Source organism: Paenarthrobacter sp. NPDC018779, from assembly GCF_044391085.1.
In the GTDB taxonomy this organism is placed as follows: domain Bacteria; phylum Actinomycetota; class Actinomycetes; order Actinomycetales; family Micrococcaceae; genus Arthrobacter.
In genome coordinates this window covers 49,631-64,193 of sequence record NZ_JBIRZS010000010.1, presented here as the reverse complement: position 1 = coordinate 64,193, position 14,563 = coordinate 49,631, and the positions used below count along the sequence as shown (strand labels likewise).

16 protein-coding genes are annotated in these 14,563 nt (G+C 63.0%); 7 read left to right on the top strand and 9 right to left on the bottom strand.

Translation table 11 applies throughout. From position 1 onward, the window contains the following. Positions 1 to 98: 98 nt before the first annotated feature. Positions 99 to 1,217: a histidinol-phosphate transaminase gene (locus tag ACH488_RS12380; RefSeq protein ID WP_397324537.1), complete on the bottom strand. Its 1,119-nt coding sequence runs from the start codon at positions 1,215 to 1,217 to the stop codon at positions 99 to 101. A 138-nt stretch (positions 1,218 to 1,355) separates the two neighbouring features. On the opposite strand from ACH488_RS12380, the gene ACH488_RS12375 reads away from it, so the two are divergent. Beyond that, the gene (locus ACH488_RS12375) at positions 1,356 to 1,784 is read left to right on the top strand and encodes a phage holin family protein (protein WP_397324536.1); all 429 of its coding nucleotides are present in this window, start codon (positions 1,356 to 1,358) and stop codon (positions 1,782 to 1,784) included. Positions 1,785 to 1,885: 101 nt separating this feature from the next. Here ACH488_RS12375 and ACH488_RS12370 read toward each other — a convergent pair whose 3' ends face one another. Together ACH488_RS12370 and ACH488_RS12365 are read right to left on the bottom strand one after the other, a co-directional pair. Beyond that, the gene (locus tag ACH488_RS12370; RefSeq protein WP_397324534.1) at positions 1,886 to 3,307 is read right to left on the bottom strand and encodes a hypothetical protein; all 1,422 of its coding nucleotides are present in this window, start codon (positions 3,305 to 3,307) and stop codon (positions 1,886 to 1,888) included. Then, positions 3,307 to 3,618: a hypothetical protein gene (locus tag ACH488_RS12365; RefSeq protein WP_397324533.1), complete on the bottom strand. Its 312-nt coding sequence runs from the start codon at positions 3,616 to 3,618 to the stop codon at positions 3,307 to 3,309. The genes ACH488_RS12370 and ACH488_RS12365 overlap by 1 nt, the downstream gene beginning before the upstream one ends. A 167-nt stretch (positions 3,619 to 3,785) precedes the next feature. On the opposite strand from ACH488_RS12365, the gene purB reads away from it, so the two are divergent. The 4 genes from purB to ACH488_RS12345 all read left to right on the top strand — a co-directional run bounded on the left by purB (position 3,786) and on the right by ACH488_RS12345 (position 7,524). Next, entirely contained in the window at positions 3,786 to 5,192 is a 1,407-nt protein-coding gene (purB, locus tag ACH488_RS12360; RefSeq protein WP_397324531.1) for an adenylosuccinate lyase, read from the top strand. A 286-nt stretch (positions 5,193 to 5,478) separates the two neighbouring features. After that, positions 5,479 to 6,135, top strand: a complete 657-nt coding sequence (locus tag ACH488_RS12355) for a histidine phosphatase family protein (RefSeq protein WP_397324529.1) — start codon at positions 5,479 to 5,481, stop codon at positions 6,133 to 6,135. A gap of 323 nt (positions 6,136 to 6,458) precedes the next feature. Next, positions 6,459 to 6,962, top strand: a complete 504-nt coding sequence (locus tag ACH488_RS12350) for a GNAT family N-acetyltransferase (protein ID WP_397324528.1) — start codon at positions 6,459 to 6,461, stop codon at positions 6,960 to 6,962. Positions 6,963 to 7,089: 127 nt separating this feature from the next. Continuing rightward, positions 7,090 to 7,524: an acyl-CoA thioesterase gene (locus ACH488_RS12345; RefSeq protein WP_397324526.1), complete on the top strand. Its 435-nt coding sequence runs from the start codon at positions 7,090 to 7,092 to the stop codon at positions 7,522 to 7,524. A gap of 42 nt (positions 7,525 to 7,566) precedes the next feature. Here ACH488_RS12345 and ACH488_RS12340 read toward each other — a convergent pair whose 3' ends face one another. The 6 genes from ACH488_RS12340 to ACH488_RS12315 all read right to left on the bottom strand — a co-directional run bounded on the left by ACH488_RS12340 (position 7,567) and on the right by ACH488_RS12315 (position 12,805). Then, positions 7,567 to 7,800, bottom strand: a complete 234-nt coding sequence (locus ACH488_RS12340) for a hypothetical protein (RefSeq protein WP_397324524.1) — start codon at positions 7,798 to 7,800, stop codon at positions 7,567 to 7,569. Between the two features lie 246 nt (positions 7,801 to 8,046). After that, positions 8,047 to 8,796: an SDR family oxidoreductase gene (locus tag ACH488_RS12335; RefSeq protein WP_397322557.1), complete on the bottom strand. Its 750-nt coding sequence runs from the start codon at positions 8,794 to 8,796 to the stop codon at positions 8,047 to 8,049. Positions 8,797 to 8,868: 72 nt separating this feature from the next. Continuing rightward, positions 8,869 to 10,209 (bottom strand): MFS transporter, encoded by a 1,341-nt coding sequence (locus ACH488_RS12330; RefSeq protein WP_397324522.1) that lies wholly within the window; start codon positions 10,207 to 10,209, stop codon positions 8,869 to 8,871. 58 nt (positions 10,210 to 10,267) lie between these two features. Then, positions 10,268 to 11,281, bottom strand: a complete 1,014-nt coding sequence (locus ACH488_RS12325; RefSeq protein WP_397324521.1) for a biotin-dependent carboxyltransferase family protein — start codon at positions 11,279 to 11,281, stop codon at positions 10,268 to 10,270. Continuing rightward, entirely contained in the window at positions 11,278 to 12,015 is a 738-nt protein-coding gene (locus ACH488_RS12320) for an allophanate hydrolase subunit 1 (RefSeq protein WP_397324519.1), read from the bottom strand. Before ACH488_RS12320 ends, ACH488_RS12325 begins: the two co-directional genes overlap by 4 nt. Before the next feature lies 1 nt (position 12,016). Beyond that, on the bottom strand, positions 12,017 to 12,805 hold the full coding sequence (locus ACH488_RS12315; RefSeq protein ID WP_397324518.1) for a LamB/YcsF family protein: 789 nt from the start codon (positions 12,803 to 12,805) through the stop codon (positions 12,017 to 12,019). A gap of 330 nt (positions 12,806 to 13,135) precedes the next feature. Here ACH488_RS12315 and ACH488_RS12310 point away from each other — a divergent pair, with 330 nt between their 5' ends. Both ACH488_RS12310 and ACH488_RS12305 read left to right on the top strand, forming a co-directional pair. Then, the gene (locus ACH488_RS12310; protein WP_397324516.1) at positions 13,136 to 14,080 is read left to right on the top strand and encodes a LysR substrate-binding domain-containing protein; all 945 of its coding nucleotides are present in this window, start codon (positions 13,136 to 13,138) and stop codon (positions 14,078 to 14,080) included. Positions 14,081 to 14,205: 125 nt separating this feature from the next. Then, positions 14,206 to 14,427 carry a hypothetical protein gene (locus tag ACH488_RS12305; protein ID WP_397324515.1) on the top strand — a complete coding sequence of 74 codons (222 nt, stop codon included), beginning with the start codon at positions 14,206 to 14,208 and terminating at the stop codon, positions 14,425 to 14,427. The last annotated feature ends 136 nt before the right edge of the window (positions 14,428 to 14,563 follow it).

Below are 14,563 nucleotides of genomic sequence, written 5' to 3'. Positions count from 1 at the left end.
ATATGCCTATTCAGGAATGCATTCCTGAATAGGCATATATTTTGGCTTTCGGTCCTTACTTTATAGGCAGTAAGTAGCGAAGGCGCATTTGTTAACCACTAGGAACCCAGCGGTGCCTTTGTATAACCTGCACAGAGGGCGAGGAACCGGGTGTTAGCTTCGACCTCTCCAATGCTGACCCTGACACCCTCGGTGCCGAAGGCCCGCACGGACAACGCCTGCTCGGCCGCAAGGGCCGCGAATTCGCCACTGTGCTCGCCGAAATTCAACCAAACGAAGTTTCCTTGCGCCTCGGGAACGAACCAACCGAGCTCCCTGAGGCCACTGGTGATGCGGTCCCGTTCATCCACCAGGCTTTGTACCCTTCCAACAACCTGGTCGAAATGCTGCAAGGAAGTGATTGCCGCACGTTCAGCAATTTGGGAAACCGCGAATGGCGTAGCAGTGACACGCAAGTGCTGGGTGAGCAGCGGACCGGAAACGCTGTAGCCGACGCGCAACCCGGCCAGTCCATGGGCTTTGGAAAACGTCCTGAGAACCACGACATTCGGATATTTCCGGTACAACTTGATGCCATCCACGGCCGCCGCATCACGCACGAATTCCTGGTAGGCCTCGTCGATGACGATGACCACGTTCGGCGGCACCGATTGGATGAAGCGCTCGGTTTGCTCGGCGGTGAGGATGGGGCCCGTTGGATTGTTCGGAGTGCACAGCAGGATCACTTTGGTCCGCACCGTGACCGCCGCCGCCATGGTGTCCAGGTCATGGCGGCCATCGTCGAGCAACGGGATCTGCACGCTCGCAGCGCCCGCGAGGCCAACACAGATGGGGTATGCCTCAAAAGAACGCCAGGCGTAGATCACCTCGTCTGCCTTGCCGTCATCATTCTGACCGGCGAATGTGGTGAGGATCTGGTTCAACGCTCCCAGGCTTCCCGCACCGGTGACGACGTCGTCTGCCGGGATGTCCAGGAAGTCGGCGAGCGCGTTCCGCAGCTTGCTTGCCAGGGGGTCGGGGTAGCGGTTGATGTCCGCCTGGTCCGCGATGGCCTGCAACACTGCAGGGATCGGGGGAAGCGGATTTTCGTTGGACGACAATTTGTAGCTGGTGAGGCCCTCAATGGGAGCCGGGGGTTTGCCCGCGGCGTACTTCGGAAGCCTGTCCACGACAGGGCGGGGGAGTACGCCCTCCGGCACGTTGTCAGTAGTAGTCATGGCTTCAAGCCTACTGGCACCCACCCCTCGATTGGGGCCCTCCAATGCCGGCACCAGACCGATCGTTCGGGTTCCCGCGCCAGCCACGAATCCGTGGAGTCCAGCCCGGACACAGCTGGATATGGAAGCATTGGGCGCATGGGTTCCTTCATCGTTCGCGTCATTATCAATGGACTTGCCTTGTGGGTGGCCAGTTGGCTCCTGACGGGCCTGGAAATCTCAACGACGGCCACGGAAAAGGCCGCCACGAATGCGGGACTGACTGATAACGCAGACACAGTGGGCATCGTCCTGGCATACCTCTTCATTGGGTTGATCTTCGGCATAGTCAACGCGTTCGTGAGGCCGCTGGTGAAGATCCTCTCGCTGCCCGTGACCATCTTGACCCTTGGACTGTTCACCATCGTGATCAATGCAGCCATGTTGTACCTGACAGCCTGGCTCAGCAGCTTCACGCCCGTGCACCTGACCATCGACTCGTTTTTCTGGACGGCCATCCTGGCTTCCATCATCATCAGCATCGTCAGCATGGTGGCCGGCCTCATCCCGGGTACCGGCAAGCGCTAGGGCCCGCAGGGGTGAAGAGAAGTCCACCCCTGTCCCCACGTTCCCTGGCTCGCCAACCGCTGCGTCATCAGTGGTTGCGCCCAGAGCCCGCTGTGCGGGGCTCACCTTGTACCGGCCTCGGATTTGCTCTGCCTCACGCTGGGTTTTGGATCGCTGTGCACCCTCTCAGGCATGGCATCGCGAACCAACCTGAACCTGGTGACCGTCGCAGCTCCGCCAGCGCCAACGGCCCCTGCGTACGCCCCCGCTGACGCCACAAGCGAGGGATCCTGGCTGCGGGCAATCTCCTCGGCTCCCACGGCGTACGTCTCCAACCGGTGCCCCGGACCAAGGCCAAACCCCTCCCCGGGCGGTGTGCGGGCGGGGTTGGTGAGGGTTACCGTGACACGATCCTTGGTGTCCGGATTCTTCTGACCGTCCGAGCCGGGGACCCAATCATCGGCGTGTTCCAGGTGCAAGGTGCTGATCCCCGGCTCAGCGACAACGCCCCCTACTGGAGCGCCGGCCGTCAGGACAAACCTGAGGTCGAACTCCGCGAGGAACGCCTTGTCCTGCGTGAGGTTCATTGCGTGCACTCCACCTTGGCTGTGGGACACCGCAACAACCTGGTCTCCTGCTTCCGCTCCTGCCTCGTGAAGCGCTTGGGTGATGGCAGGGATAACGTCTTTGGACCCGTAGCCCAAGGCCTCGACGATTCCGGCCTCATCGAGGGGATTGGCACCACCCATGTTGGCTTTTTCCGGTTCTGTCCCGGGGATCAACACCATCCAGGTGCTAGCGGAACCATTGTGAACTTCGATGATCTCGATCTCCCCCTTACCGCGGGCGTGGATCTCGTCGAGCCTTCTCAGGTTTGCCGCCATGGACGGATCCACGTTTTCCATTCCCTGTCCAATCTGTTCGGCCTTCACCGGACGCGGCCGAAACTTCTCTGTGCCTGGCAACGCCAGAACGTCACGCAAGGCGCTGCCGGCGTCCGATCGTCCGGGGATGACGCCCACAGCGAGTGCCGCTCCGGGCACCATGCCTTGGCCCACATTCATTGCCGCTGACAGAACCAAGGCGATGACGTTTTCCGTCGTGTCCCGCAAGCTGAACCCGCCCGTATTCTCCAGGCCCAGTGTTTTCCAGGGGTCCAGCCCTGTCCGGGCGAGCAGTGCGTTCTTGGCCTCGGCGAACTCGTAGGCCTGATTGCTGGCCCTGACGTCCCGGCTGACCTCCGCCAAGTCCGCACGGACGCCGGCAATCCCCTTCCTGCTTTCCGCCACGGCATCAATAGCGGCGCATCCAGAGGCATAGGACTCGTATAAGAAGGGCTCCAATGCATCCTGCACCCGCTGCGCCTCGACCTCGACGCTGCCAAGCCTCTGGGCCAGTTGGTCAAGCACCGCGGCACCTTGGAGGAGCTCGTCGAGCTGGAAGGACATTCCTCCCACACCACCTCGTATACGAAGGATCCCGTCCGGCACCGGCGGAGCAGGTTCGGGCGCGGATCCTGCACCGATGGGCGCTGCATCAGACATCAGTAGCCAGCCCTATCTGAGGCCCCTACGTTGCGGGAATGGCGAAGCACCGTGGCCGCGGCATCGTCCAGGGCCTCGCGTGCGCGCATGAGGGCGGAGGCATGAACTGCCACCGTGGTCCTGTATTGGTTTCCGGCCGGGGATTGCCAATCATCCAATTGCACCCGCCGCAGACTGGAAAGCACAGCGTCAACGTCATCCACGCATTTCTTGATGCGCCATGCCAGCCTTTGGACTTCGTGGCCACGTGAGGCGCACTCCAGGGGATCGAAGGTGGGCGGGGTGGCTGCAGGCATCAAGCCGACGCTCATGGTCCGTTTACTCCAAAGGTTGTGGTGTTGATCGATACTTCGAAGCTACGGAGGGGGCGGGCAACGCCATAAGGCGCCGGCTCGGCTATGTGGATAACGCAAGCCGTATCCACATAGCGCCGTCACCAACTCCGGCCCCAAGCTGGGAGCATGAAAGAATAGGAACCATGGCTGAATCCCCCCGCGTGTCCCTCGCTTCCGAACCCCTCGCCCTTGGTGCCCTTGACGGCCGCTACCGTGCCGCCGTCGCGCCCCTCGTTGACTACTTGTCCGAGGCCGCCCTCAACCGCGATCGCGTTCACGTTGAAGTCGAGTGGCTCATCCACCTGACCAGCCAGTCCGTGCTGCCGGGCGCAGGTCCGCTCTCCGATGACCAGGTGGCCAAGCTGCGCGCCATCGTGACCGGCTTCGACGCCGCCTCCGTCAACGAACTCGCCGAGATCGAGGCCGTTACAGTGCACGACGTCAAGGCCGTGGAGTACTACATCGGCCGTCGCCTCCCCGCCATCGGCATCGAAAACCTCACCGCTATGGTGCACTTCGGCTGCACGTCCGAGGACATCAACAACCTCTCCTATGCCGTGGGAATCAAGGGGGCCGTTGAGGACGTTTGGCTCCCGAACGCCACCGCGCTTGTCCAGCAGATCCAGGCAATGGCTGAAGCCAACCGGACCGTTCCCATGCTGTCGCGCACCCACGGCCAGCCCGCCACTCCCACCACCCTTGGCAAGGAACTGGCGGTCATCGCACACCGCCTGAACCGCCAGCTCGCCCGCATCGCGAAGACCGAGTACCTCGGCAAGATCAACGGAGCCACCGGCACGTACGCGGCTCACGTCGCTTCCGTGCCCAGCGCGGATTGGGAAGCCGTCGCCAAGTCCTTCGTGGAAGGCCTGGGCCTCACGTGGAACCCGCTGACCACGCAGATTGAAAGCCACGACTGGCAGGCCGAGCTGTACGCGGACATCGCCCGCTTCAACCGGATCCTCCACAATGTCTGCACGGACATCTGGAGCTACATCTCCATCGGATACTTCCGCCAGATTCCGGTTGCCGGGGCCACGGGTTCGTCCACCATGCCGCACAAGGTCAACCCGATCCGCTTCGAAAACGCCGAAGCCAACCTGGAGATCTCCAACGGCCTCCTGGACACCCTCGGCGCCACGCTGGTGACCTCGCGCTGGCAGCGCGACCTCACTGACTCCTCTTCGCAGCGCAACATTGGCGTTGCCTTCGGCCACTCGCTCCTGGCAATCTCCAACGTCGCCAAGGGCCTGAAGGCCCTCGACGTCGCCGAGGATGTTCTCGCCGGCGATCTCGACACCAACTGGGAAGTCCTGGGCGAGGCCATTCAGATGGTCATGCGTGCAGAGGCAATCGCTGGCGTCGACGGCATGGAGAACCCCTACGAGCGCCTCAAGGACCTCACTCGAGGCCAGCGCGTGGATGCAGCCCGCATGCAGGAATTCGTTCAGGGCCTGGGCCTCTCTGCCGACGCCGAAGCGCGTCTCCTTGCGCTCACGCCGGGTAAGTACACGGGCATTGCCGACAAGCTGGTGGATCACCTCCAGTAACTGGATTCGGACGGCTAAGAAGAATCGAACGACGGCGGCGGCCGGGCTGGTGCCCTGCCCGCCGCTGCGGCTTCAAGGCGCTCCGGGACGGCAGTCAGCACCGAAAATTGCAGTGAAATAGCTGCAACTTCCCGGGGTTGCCGGGAGATTTGCGAACCTCGGGGATCTGCTGAGTGGCACGGGGTGGTGGGCTGGGTGTCACAGCCGAAGGCTAGGCTGGACTCGGAATCGCGGGAACGCGAACCACGGTACGGCAACCCGGCTACTAGTGAGGAGCGGAGCAGCCATGAAGCTCCTGTTGATCAGGCACGGACAGACCCCCGGCAACGTCGCGGGTGAGCTGGATACGGCATTTCCCGGGCCAGGGCTCACCGAACTGGGCGAACGGCAGGCAGCAGCGTTGCCGGAGGCGCTCAAGGACGAGTCAATCGAGGCGTTGTACACGTCCACGCTGCTCCGCACGCAGCGCACTGTAATTCCCCTGGCCAAGGCGACTGGGCTGGAACCGGAGATCCTGGATGGTGTCCATGAGATCGAGGCCGGTGCGCTGGAGAAGAAGACCGATCATGAATCGCACAGGCGCTACATGGGCACGGTGTTCGCTTGGAGCAGCGGTGACCTCGATGTGCGGATGCCGGGGGCCTTCACAGGACATGATTTCTTCGCCAGGTTCGACGCGTCGGTGGAAAAGGTGGCCGCTGCAGGTCATGCGACGGCGGCAATCATCAGCCATGGCGCCGCCATCCGTTGCTGGGCCGGACGAAGGGCCGAAGACATAGATACGTTGTTCGCCGAAACCCATCAGCTGCCGAATACGGGAATCGTCGCTCTTGAGGGCGACCCGAAGAATGGCTGGCGTGTGCTGCATTGGGACCAGATCCCCGTGGGCGGACTGGCTTTGGCAGACCAGACCACAGAAGACCCCACCGGAGAAGCATTCTGACCCCCACACCGCGTTGCGGGGTCTGCTTTGCGTGCGAAGACCCTTCCATGGGGCGCAGTGCGGGCCCCACAACAACCGTGCGGGCTCTCGAAGGGGCTCAGGTGGCTCGCACGGTGTGTAGTGCGGGCACCACAACAACCGTGCGGCTCTGGAAGGGGCGTGGTGGCTCGCATGCGGCTTAGAGCGGGCCCCACAAGACGAGGTGGTAGCCGTCCACTGCAGTTCTCCCGAAGCTTACGCACAGGAAACACGGCGGTAACCGCTGCTTCCTAGGATTAAGTCGCATCAACACCTCAGCGGCACCAAAGCGAAGTGAGGCACACATGCAGACTAATCCCCGGCTCAACATCCGGCAGGTCACCTGGGCGAATCCGGTGGGCGCGGACCTCCGTGCGGCCCAGCAGGCAGAGCTGGATTCACGATTCGGAACCACGGATCACGAACCGGGTCCCCCGCCGTCCGAAGCAGATACGGCCGTGTTCGTGGTTGCCTACGAGAAATGCTCAGGCCAGCCACTCGGATGCGGCGGCCTTCGAATGCTCGATGAACGCACTGCCGAGATCAAGAGACTTTATGTGGTGCCATACGCCCGGGGGTCGAAGGTGGCCAGTTCCATCCTTGCGGCACTTGAGGCGCAGGCACACTCGCACGGATTCACGGTCATTGCGGCCGAAGCCGGATCTGCACAATCGGACGGACGCAGCTTCTACGAGAGCGCCGGCTTTGCGGAGGTACCCAATTTTGGGCCGTACATCGGGGTCAGCGACTCGTACTGCTATTCCAAACGAATCGACTCCCACAGCGCATCGCACACCGCCATGGCCTAGGACGCCCCATCTGAGTAGCACTTGAGGTCGTTCTCAGTGCTGGGAACGACCCCAACTGCGACTCAGTTGGGTGAGCATGTAGACGCAACATCCGGCGCACGTCCGCACACTTCGATAATCTCGGCATATGGAAAAAGCAGACATTACCTTCCGGACGCGCAAATGGGTGCGGCCCGAGGACCTCAACGCCAACGGCACGCTCTTTGGTGGCAGCCTGCTCAAGTGGATCGACGAAGAGGCCGCGATCTACGCCATCCTCCAGTTGGGCAACGGCCGTGCCGTGACCAAGTACATCTCGGAGATCAACTTCGTCAGCTCCGCCGTGCAGGGCGACCTGATCGAGATGGGCCTGACCGCCAAGAAGTTTGGCCGGACATCACTGACCATGCGGGCCGAAGTCCGGAACATGATCACGCGCCAGAGCATCCTGACCATCGAGGAAATCGTGTTTGTGAACCTCGGCGCTGACGGTCGTCCGCAGCCCCACGGTTACACCGAAATCACCTATGACCGGGACCGGATCCCCACGCACCACCTGACCCAAACGCCCGAAGCAGGCTGAACCACCCGCCGAGGTTTTTTGGCGGGCGGCATGGCAGCGCGCCTACTGCAGGTACCGGAACACGGTCCAAGCCCGGGCGTTCAGGCAGCAATCGGAGAGATGCCGCGCGCTGAACGTTGCTTTGCGGGTGTTTCCTGCGGAGCGGAAGATCGCCTTGCCTCCGCAGGCGAGGCACACGAATTGCTGCCGGCGGGGTTCCTGCCGGTTGTTATCCAGGTTGTCGAAATCCTCTGCGTCCCAGTCTTTGCGGTCAGCGAGGCACAGTGCCCTTCTCATGCTGTGACTTTCATTCAGCGCGGATGCGAGTTGACCCCGGAATGCGCGTCAAACCCGGTCTGCGGGTTGGCTCGGGGTGCTTATGCGGGTGGTAATACGGGTGCTGGCGGCCGCGTGGGACGCGGCCGCCAGCTTGTGTTTTCCGGTGACGGGAGTGTGTGCCACCGGAACCTGTGGGAGCGCTGCACTGGAAAGTGACAGCGCCGGAAAGGGTTCAGCGCCGGACGGGTTCAGCGCCGGACGGGTTCAGCGGCGGTCGAAGGTGAGTCCGCCGGGGACCTGGAAGGTGGGCATGAGCTCGAGCATGCCCACGTTCACGTGGCGCGGGGTTTCGATCGCGTAGTCCAGGGCGTTGACGATGTCGTCGGTGGTGAGGGATTCGTAGCCTTCGTAGTAGGTCTTCCAGGCCTCTTCCATGGCCTCGGGGGAGCCGCCCATGTTCCGGCCGAAGATTTCCGTCTCCACCCGGCCCGGGCAGATCTCGGTGACGCGGATGCGTTTGCCCACGGTGTCGTTGCGCAGCTGCCGGGAGATCTGGTGCACCGCGGCCTTGGTGGCGTGGTAGACCGTGTGGCCGTAGAAGTTGTACAGCCCGGCGATGGAGCTGATGTTGACCACGTGGCCCAGGTCCCGTTCCACCATGCCCGGCAGGACCAGGCGGGTGAGCTGGAGCAGGCCGCGCAGGTTCACGTCCACCAGTTCGTCGATGTCCTGTTCGGAGGAATCCAGGATGTTCCCGGGACGGGACACCCCGGCGCAGTTGACCAGTACGTCCACTTTGAGGTCCCCGACGGCGGCGGTCAGCGCTGCGGTGTCGGTCAGGTCCACCACGTGCGGGACAGCACCGGTGCGCTCGGCCAGTTCGGCCAGGCGTTCCTCGTTGCGGGCCACGGCGTGGACCGTGAGGCCGCGCTTGGCCAGGCGCTCAGCGATCGCGGCGCCCATACCGGTGGACGCACCCGTGACCAGGGCGGTGGTGTAGTCGGAAAATGACATGGGATCCTCCAAAAAGGTGGGAAAAGGGGCGGGCACCATCGCTCAGCGACAGCACCCGCCGGTTGTAGATACTTAGGCGTCGCGCAGTGGTTCGTGCGCGCGGTCCTTGACGGTGCTGACCGCAATGAGCGTGCCCAAGGCGGTGACCACTGCATAGAAGGCCGGCATGTAGATGTTGTTGGTGCTGCTGATCAGCCAGGTCATGAGCAGCGGTGCGGTACCACCGAACAGTGCCGAGGAGATGTTGTAGCCCACGCCGTAGGCGGAGTAGCGGACGCGGGTGGGGAAAAGTTCCACGAGCAGGATGTGGATCACAGCGGTGTGGCCAGCGAAGATGACGGCCATGATGCAGGCACCAAGGATGGCGAGGCCCATCTGGCCGGTGGCGATCAGCGCGTAGGACGGGATGCCAAGGACAGCCATGGCGATGGCCGAACCGGCAATGACCTTCTTGCGTCCCAGGCGATCGGACAGGGCGCCCATGAACGGGATGGCAATGCAGATAACCACGAGGCTGCAGGCAGTGACCAGCAGGGCTTCGCCGATGGTGAAGTTGAGCTGCTTGCCCTTGAGGAACGTGGGCATGTAGGAGAAGAGGACGTAGTAGCCGGAGCCGTTCATCAGCGGAATGAAGAGTGCCAGGAGCATGGCGCGGCGGTGGACCGGGCTGGCCAGGGCTTCCTTGAGCGGGTTCTTGGAAAGCCCGCCCTCTTCCTTGAGCTTTTCAAAGTTGGGGGTGTCGCTGATGGCCTTGCGGATGTACCAGCCGATGATGCCCATGGGGATGGCGACCAGGAACGGGATGCGCCATGCGAAGGAACCGAAGCCGCCGCCGTCGATCGCTGCCTGGGTGAGCCACGGGGACATGGCGTAGGCAACCAGGGTACCGGTGAGCAGTGCCGCGAAGGACGCGATCTGGGCGTAGGAGGTGATGATGCCGCGCTTGCCTTCGGGGGCGTGCTCAGCGAGGAAGGTCATGGCGCCGGCAGCTTCGCCGCCCACGGAAAAGCCCTGGACCAGGCGCAGGAGGACCAACAGGATGGGGGCAGCAATGCCGATGGCCGCATAGGGCGGGAGCAAGCCGATTCCAGCGGTGGCGACGCTGATCAGCATGATCACGAACACCAGTAGCTTCTGCCTGCCGATCCGGTCGCCGAGGTAGCCGCAAACGATGGCGCCGAGCGGACGGACGAAGAAGGAGACCGCGTAGCCCGCGAACACAAAGAGCAGAGCGTTGTCCGGGTTTCCGGGGGCCAGGAACACGAGCGCCAGCGTTCCCGCCATGAAGGCGAAAATACCGTTGTCGTACAGTTCCACGAAGATGCCAACACAACCTGCGGTGACAACCTTGCGGGTTTGGCGGCCTGTGAGCCGCTCATGCTGCTCCGGCGCAGCATTTGCTGGTGCGGTCATGACTTTTCCTTACTGGGGATGAACGTAGCAACGCCTACGGGTTACGAGGACAGGTTCTTCAGCTGCATGCCGCAACCGGCAGGTCCTGCCATTGGGGCCGGCATCCAATGCCGAGGAGTCCAAAAACGGTGGTGACGGATTCGCGGAGGGTTTCAAGCTGCGCCCGCGAGCGTCGATGGGCGGCAGTTGCGTCTGCCACCGAAGTCTTGCGGAAGCGGAGCTTGTCCCCCGGCCGCGCTTGGGCCAGGGCATCCAGTCCGTTGCTGGTGACTACTGCAAGGACCGGGTACCCGGCGGTGACGCCGCGTCCGCGGTGCAGGACCAGCAATTCTTCCCTGGAGGGAACCTCGACGGCGCCCACTGGCACACCGCGGGAAAGTACCTCGCCGCTTGAGGTTCTTTCCGGTAGTTCGCCGCCAAGTCGAAGGCCGATGTGGTTGCTGCGGCCGCTGACGGTGTATTCGGAGGAGAAAAGCAGTTCGCCGGATTCACCGAATTCGGTCACGTCTGGCCCGTCGGTTACGTCGACCAACAGGTTGGGTCCCATGCTGGGACGCTCTAGGCCCAACCGAAAGAGCGGGAGATCGAAGTAGGGTTGCCGCACCGGACCCACGGTGCGCCTGGTGGCAAGGGTGGTGCCTTCTTTGAGCTGCAGGCCGAAGCCCACCACCGTGTCCGGAGCGACGCTGTCCAGCAGTGTCTCCGCTTCCACCGAACCGTGAATTGCCAGGTAGGCGCGGAGGCCGCTGTGGATGCCACGGATGGAAACCGACTCGCCGGCGCGGACCGAAACCGGCTCCCACTGGCTGCACGGGCGTCCACCGACAGTGAGCGTCAAGGGCGCACCCGTTACCGCGATCAGGATGTCCACGCTGGTGGTCATGCGGAAGTCCAGGGCGGTGATCTCCACAAGGGGTTCGTTGTCCAGGTTGCCGGCCAGGATGTTGGCAGCACGAGCGGAGTACTGGTCCAGGGCACCATTCACGGGGAGCCCGAAACGGGGTCCACGGAAGCGGCCAAGGTCCGTGACCACCGAATTGCCGGGCTGCTGGATGCGGATTTCGCCGGTCATGGCCGTGCCTCCGCTTCCCGGGGTGCCAGTTCGTTGCCGGCCAAGGCGTGGAAGTCACGTACGTCGATCTGGCGGAACCGGAGGATATCACCGGGCTTGTAGGGGACCAATGGTTCGCGGCGGATGTTGAGCACGGTCAACGGGGTCTGGCCGATGACGCACCAGCCACCTGGTGCCACTGCCGGGGCAATGACGGCTTGGCGGCCGGCAACCGAGACGGCGCCGGCAGGAACGCTGAGCCGCGGATCCTTCAAGCGGGGCACGGGCTTGGGGAACGCCGGCCCGTCCATCATGGGGGAACCGGCGGGTGCGCCCAGGCAACGGATGGTGTACGTCTTCTCGGTGTGGAGGCGGATGACGTCCTCGGTGGAGATGCCTTGGTATTCGGCGACTTTCTCCAGGTCCGGGCCAAATTCGCCGCCGTAGACCACGGGAACGTCGAACTCACGGGGAGATGCCGCAGAACCTGCGGACCGACCGAGTTCGCCCAGGCCAAGCTTGACGAAGGCGCGCATCTGGCCGGCGGACACCATCACGGGATCGAACTCAACCAGCACGGAGTCGTAGGTGGGAACCGCAGCATGGAGGCCCTCGGCACCGCAGTCTTCCAGCCAGTCGGCCAGGCGGTGGACCGTCAGCCAGTTGTCTTCGCTGGCCGCCGAGATTGCAACCACCCGAAGCGCGGAATCACCCGATTCGTAGATCTCGGTAGGAGCCACTGTCAGGACGGACATGTCAGGCCGCCTTCCTCTTGGCGTCCATGACCTCGGCCAGCGGAGCAATGCGCACACCGGCTGCGATCAGCTCGGAGCGGATCAGGCGGGCGAGTTCCACGGCGCCGGGGTTGTCGCCGTGCAGGAGGACGGTATCGACGTCGATGTCCATGTCTACGCCGTTGGCGCAGCGGAGCTTGCCTTCGACCACCATGCGGAGGGTCCGCTCCACGATTTCTGCGGGGTCGTGGAGGACCGCACCGGGTTGGCTGCGGGGAACCAGCGTGCCGTCCTCCTGATAGGCGCGATCCACAATGCCTACGATCGCTACATCCAGCCCTGCTTCACGCGAGGCTTTGGCGAGTTCACCTTCCTGCGCCACGACGATGAGCTCGTTGTCCACGCGGGCGGCTGCCTCTGCGACGGCTTTGGCGTAGTCGGCACGGACGGCTACCAGGTTGCCCAGGCGTCCGTGGGGAGCAATGTGGGTCACTTTGGTGCCGTGGAAGGCCGCGAAGCCGTTCAGGGCACCCATTTGGTACAAGACATCGTTCTGGACCTCGCTCGCAGAAAGGCCCATGTCCCTGCGACCGAAGCCGCGCAGGTCGGGAAAGCTCGGGTGTGCTCCGATGCCGACTCCGCGGCGGACGCACTCGGCAACGGTTGCTGCCATGATGTCCGGATCGCCCGCGTGGAACCCGCATGCGATATTGGCGCTTGAGACGATCTCCAGGAGCTCCGAGTCGTCGCCAATGGTGTAGGCGCCGAATCCTTCTCCGAGATCCGCAACAAGATCAATCATCCGGTTCACGTGGTTCTCTTTCCGTGGTTCTGCAAATATGGTCCGGACAATAAACAGCCTTCAGAAAGGCAAAGGATAATTTCCGGAGAATGGCAATCGCTGCTGGAATTCCCAAGCGTCGCCGCAAGTTCTTTCCAAAAGTCTCGCATTGGTCAACCACGTTGCACAAAGACCTAATAGCTATCCCGTGATAGCTCTCCGTTATGACGTGCACCACCGTGGGCTGTGTCCGCGGTCCCACCAACCACGCGCTGGCAGTGCCGCTATATTTGATCATCGGGACTTGCCATCCTGGGACTCCCCCACCCGGCACTCGTGACTCCCAAGGAAGGTAGATCCATGGACACGCGGAAGCTCTCATACTTCGTCCAAATCGTTGATTCAGGGAGCATCACCAAAGCCGCTGCCGCCCTGCACGTGGCACAGCCGGCACTCAGCCAGCAGGTCTCGGCATTGGAAACGGACCTCAAGCAACGCCTGCTGATCCGCAGCAAGCAAGGGGTGGAGCCCACGGCGGCCGGCCACACGCTGTACCGACACGCGCAGTCCATCCTTCGCCTGGTTGAGCAGGCCAGGCAGGACGTGGCCACCTCCGGCGCAGCACCGTCCGGGCGCGTCTCGATCGCGATCGCGCCGTACAGCATGGCCTCGAGCCTGACGCCCCAGATCATCAGCGAAGTGGGACGGCGCTACCCGGACATCGTGGTCCACCTGACGGAGATCTTCGGCGGCGTCCTGAGCGAGGCCATCAAGAACGGGCGCCTCGACATGGCGCTCATCTACGAGCCTGGGAAGATCCGCGGCGTGCAGTTCACCACCATGATCGTGGAGGATCTTCACTTGGTGGTCCACCCTGACGTGGACCTGACCCACGGCAAGAGCACCATCACCCTCAAGGAAGCCAGCTCGGTGGGGCTCTTCCTGCCGGAAAAGAACCACACCTTGCGCCAGATCATCGAGAAGGGCATGGCAGACCAGGACCTCGAGCTCCGGCTGGTGGGCGAAGTGGAGTCCGTCCCCTCGCTCACCCGCCTCATCAGGGCAAACCTGGGCGGGACCGTGGTCCCCAAATCGGCGGCCGATGCCCTGTTCCCGGACCAGGACTTCAAGGTCCTGCGGATCGTCGAACCCGGGCTGCAGAGCAAGATTGCCCTCTGCACGCCGGACCACGAGCCGCTCTCCGAGGCTGCCTCGGCGGTGCTCCTGGTGGTCAAGGAGATGCTGCACCAGCAGCTGATCTCGAAGTATGGAACGGACCCGGTGCAGCTGCCCGCGCATCCATAACGAAGTCTTATCCGGACAGACAGCTTTGGTCTTATTCAAAACCGTGTGAGTTACCTAATATCGAATTAACAAGAAATTCGAAATACAACCCACGGAAACCGCGGGCCTGTTCAAAGGATAAAACGGTGAAAAAGATCAACTCGACCGGATGGGTTTCCAATCCAACCCGCGGAACGATCAGCGCACGTACCGGATTTCACTGCCCTCGGAATGGTTTCTGGCGTCCCATCGGCGGAGTCGGCGAACCCTTGTTCGTCTTCGAAGGCAGCCTGATGCCGGCCCACGCCGGAAACAGCATCGAATGGCACCTCGTGGACACCCGCCCCGGACACGCAGGCCTCGACTAAATCCCACGCACCCGCCGGCCGCCCCGCCAAACCCGGCCAGCCGCCGTCGTACGTCAATCACCGCCGCACCGCACCCAAGGCGCCCTGCCACGGACCCACAGTCCAGGCAAGGCGCCTTATTTGTGTGGCGCCTACT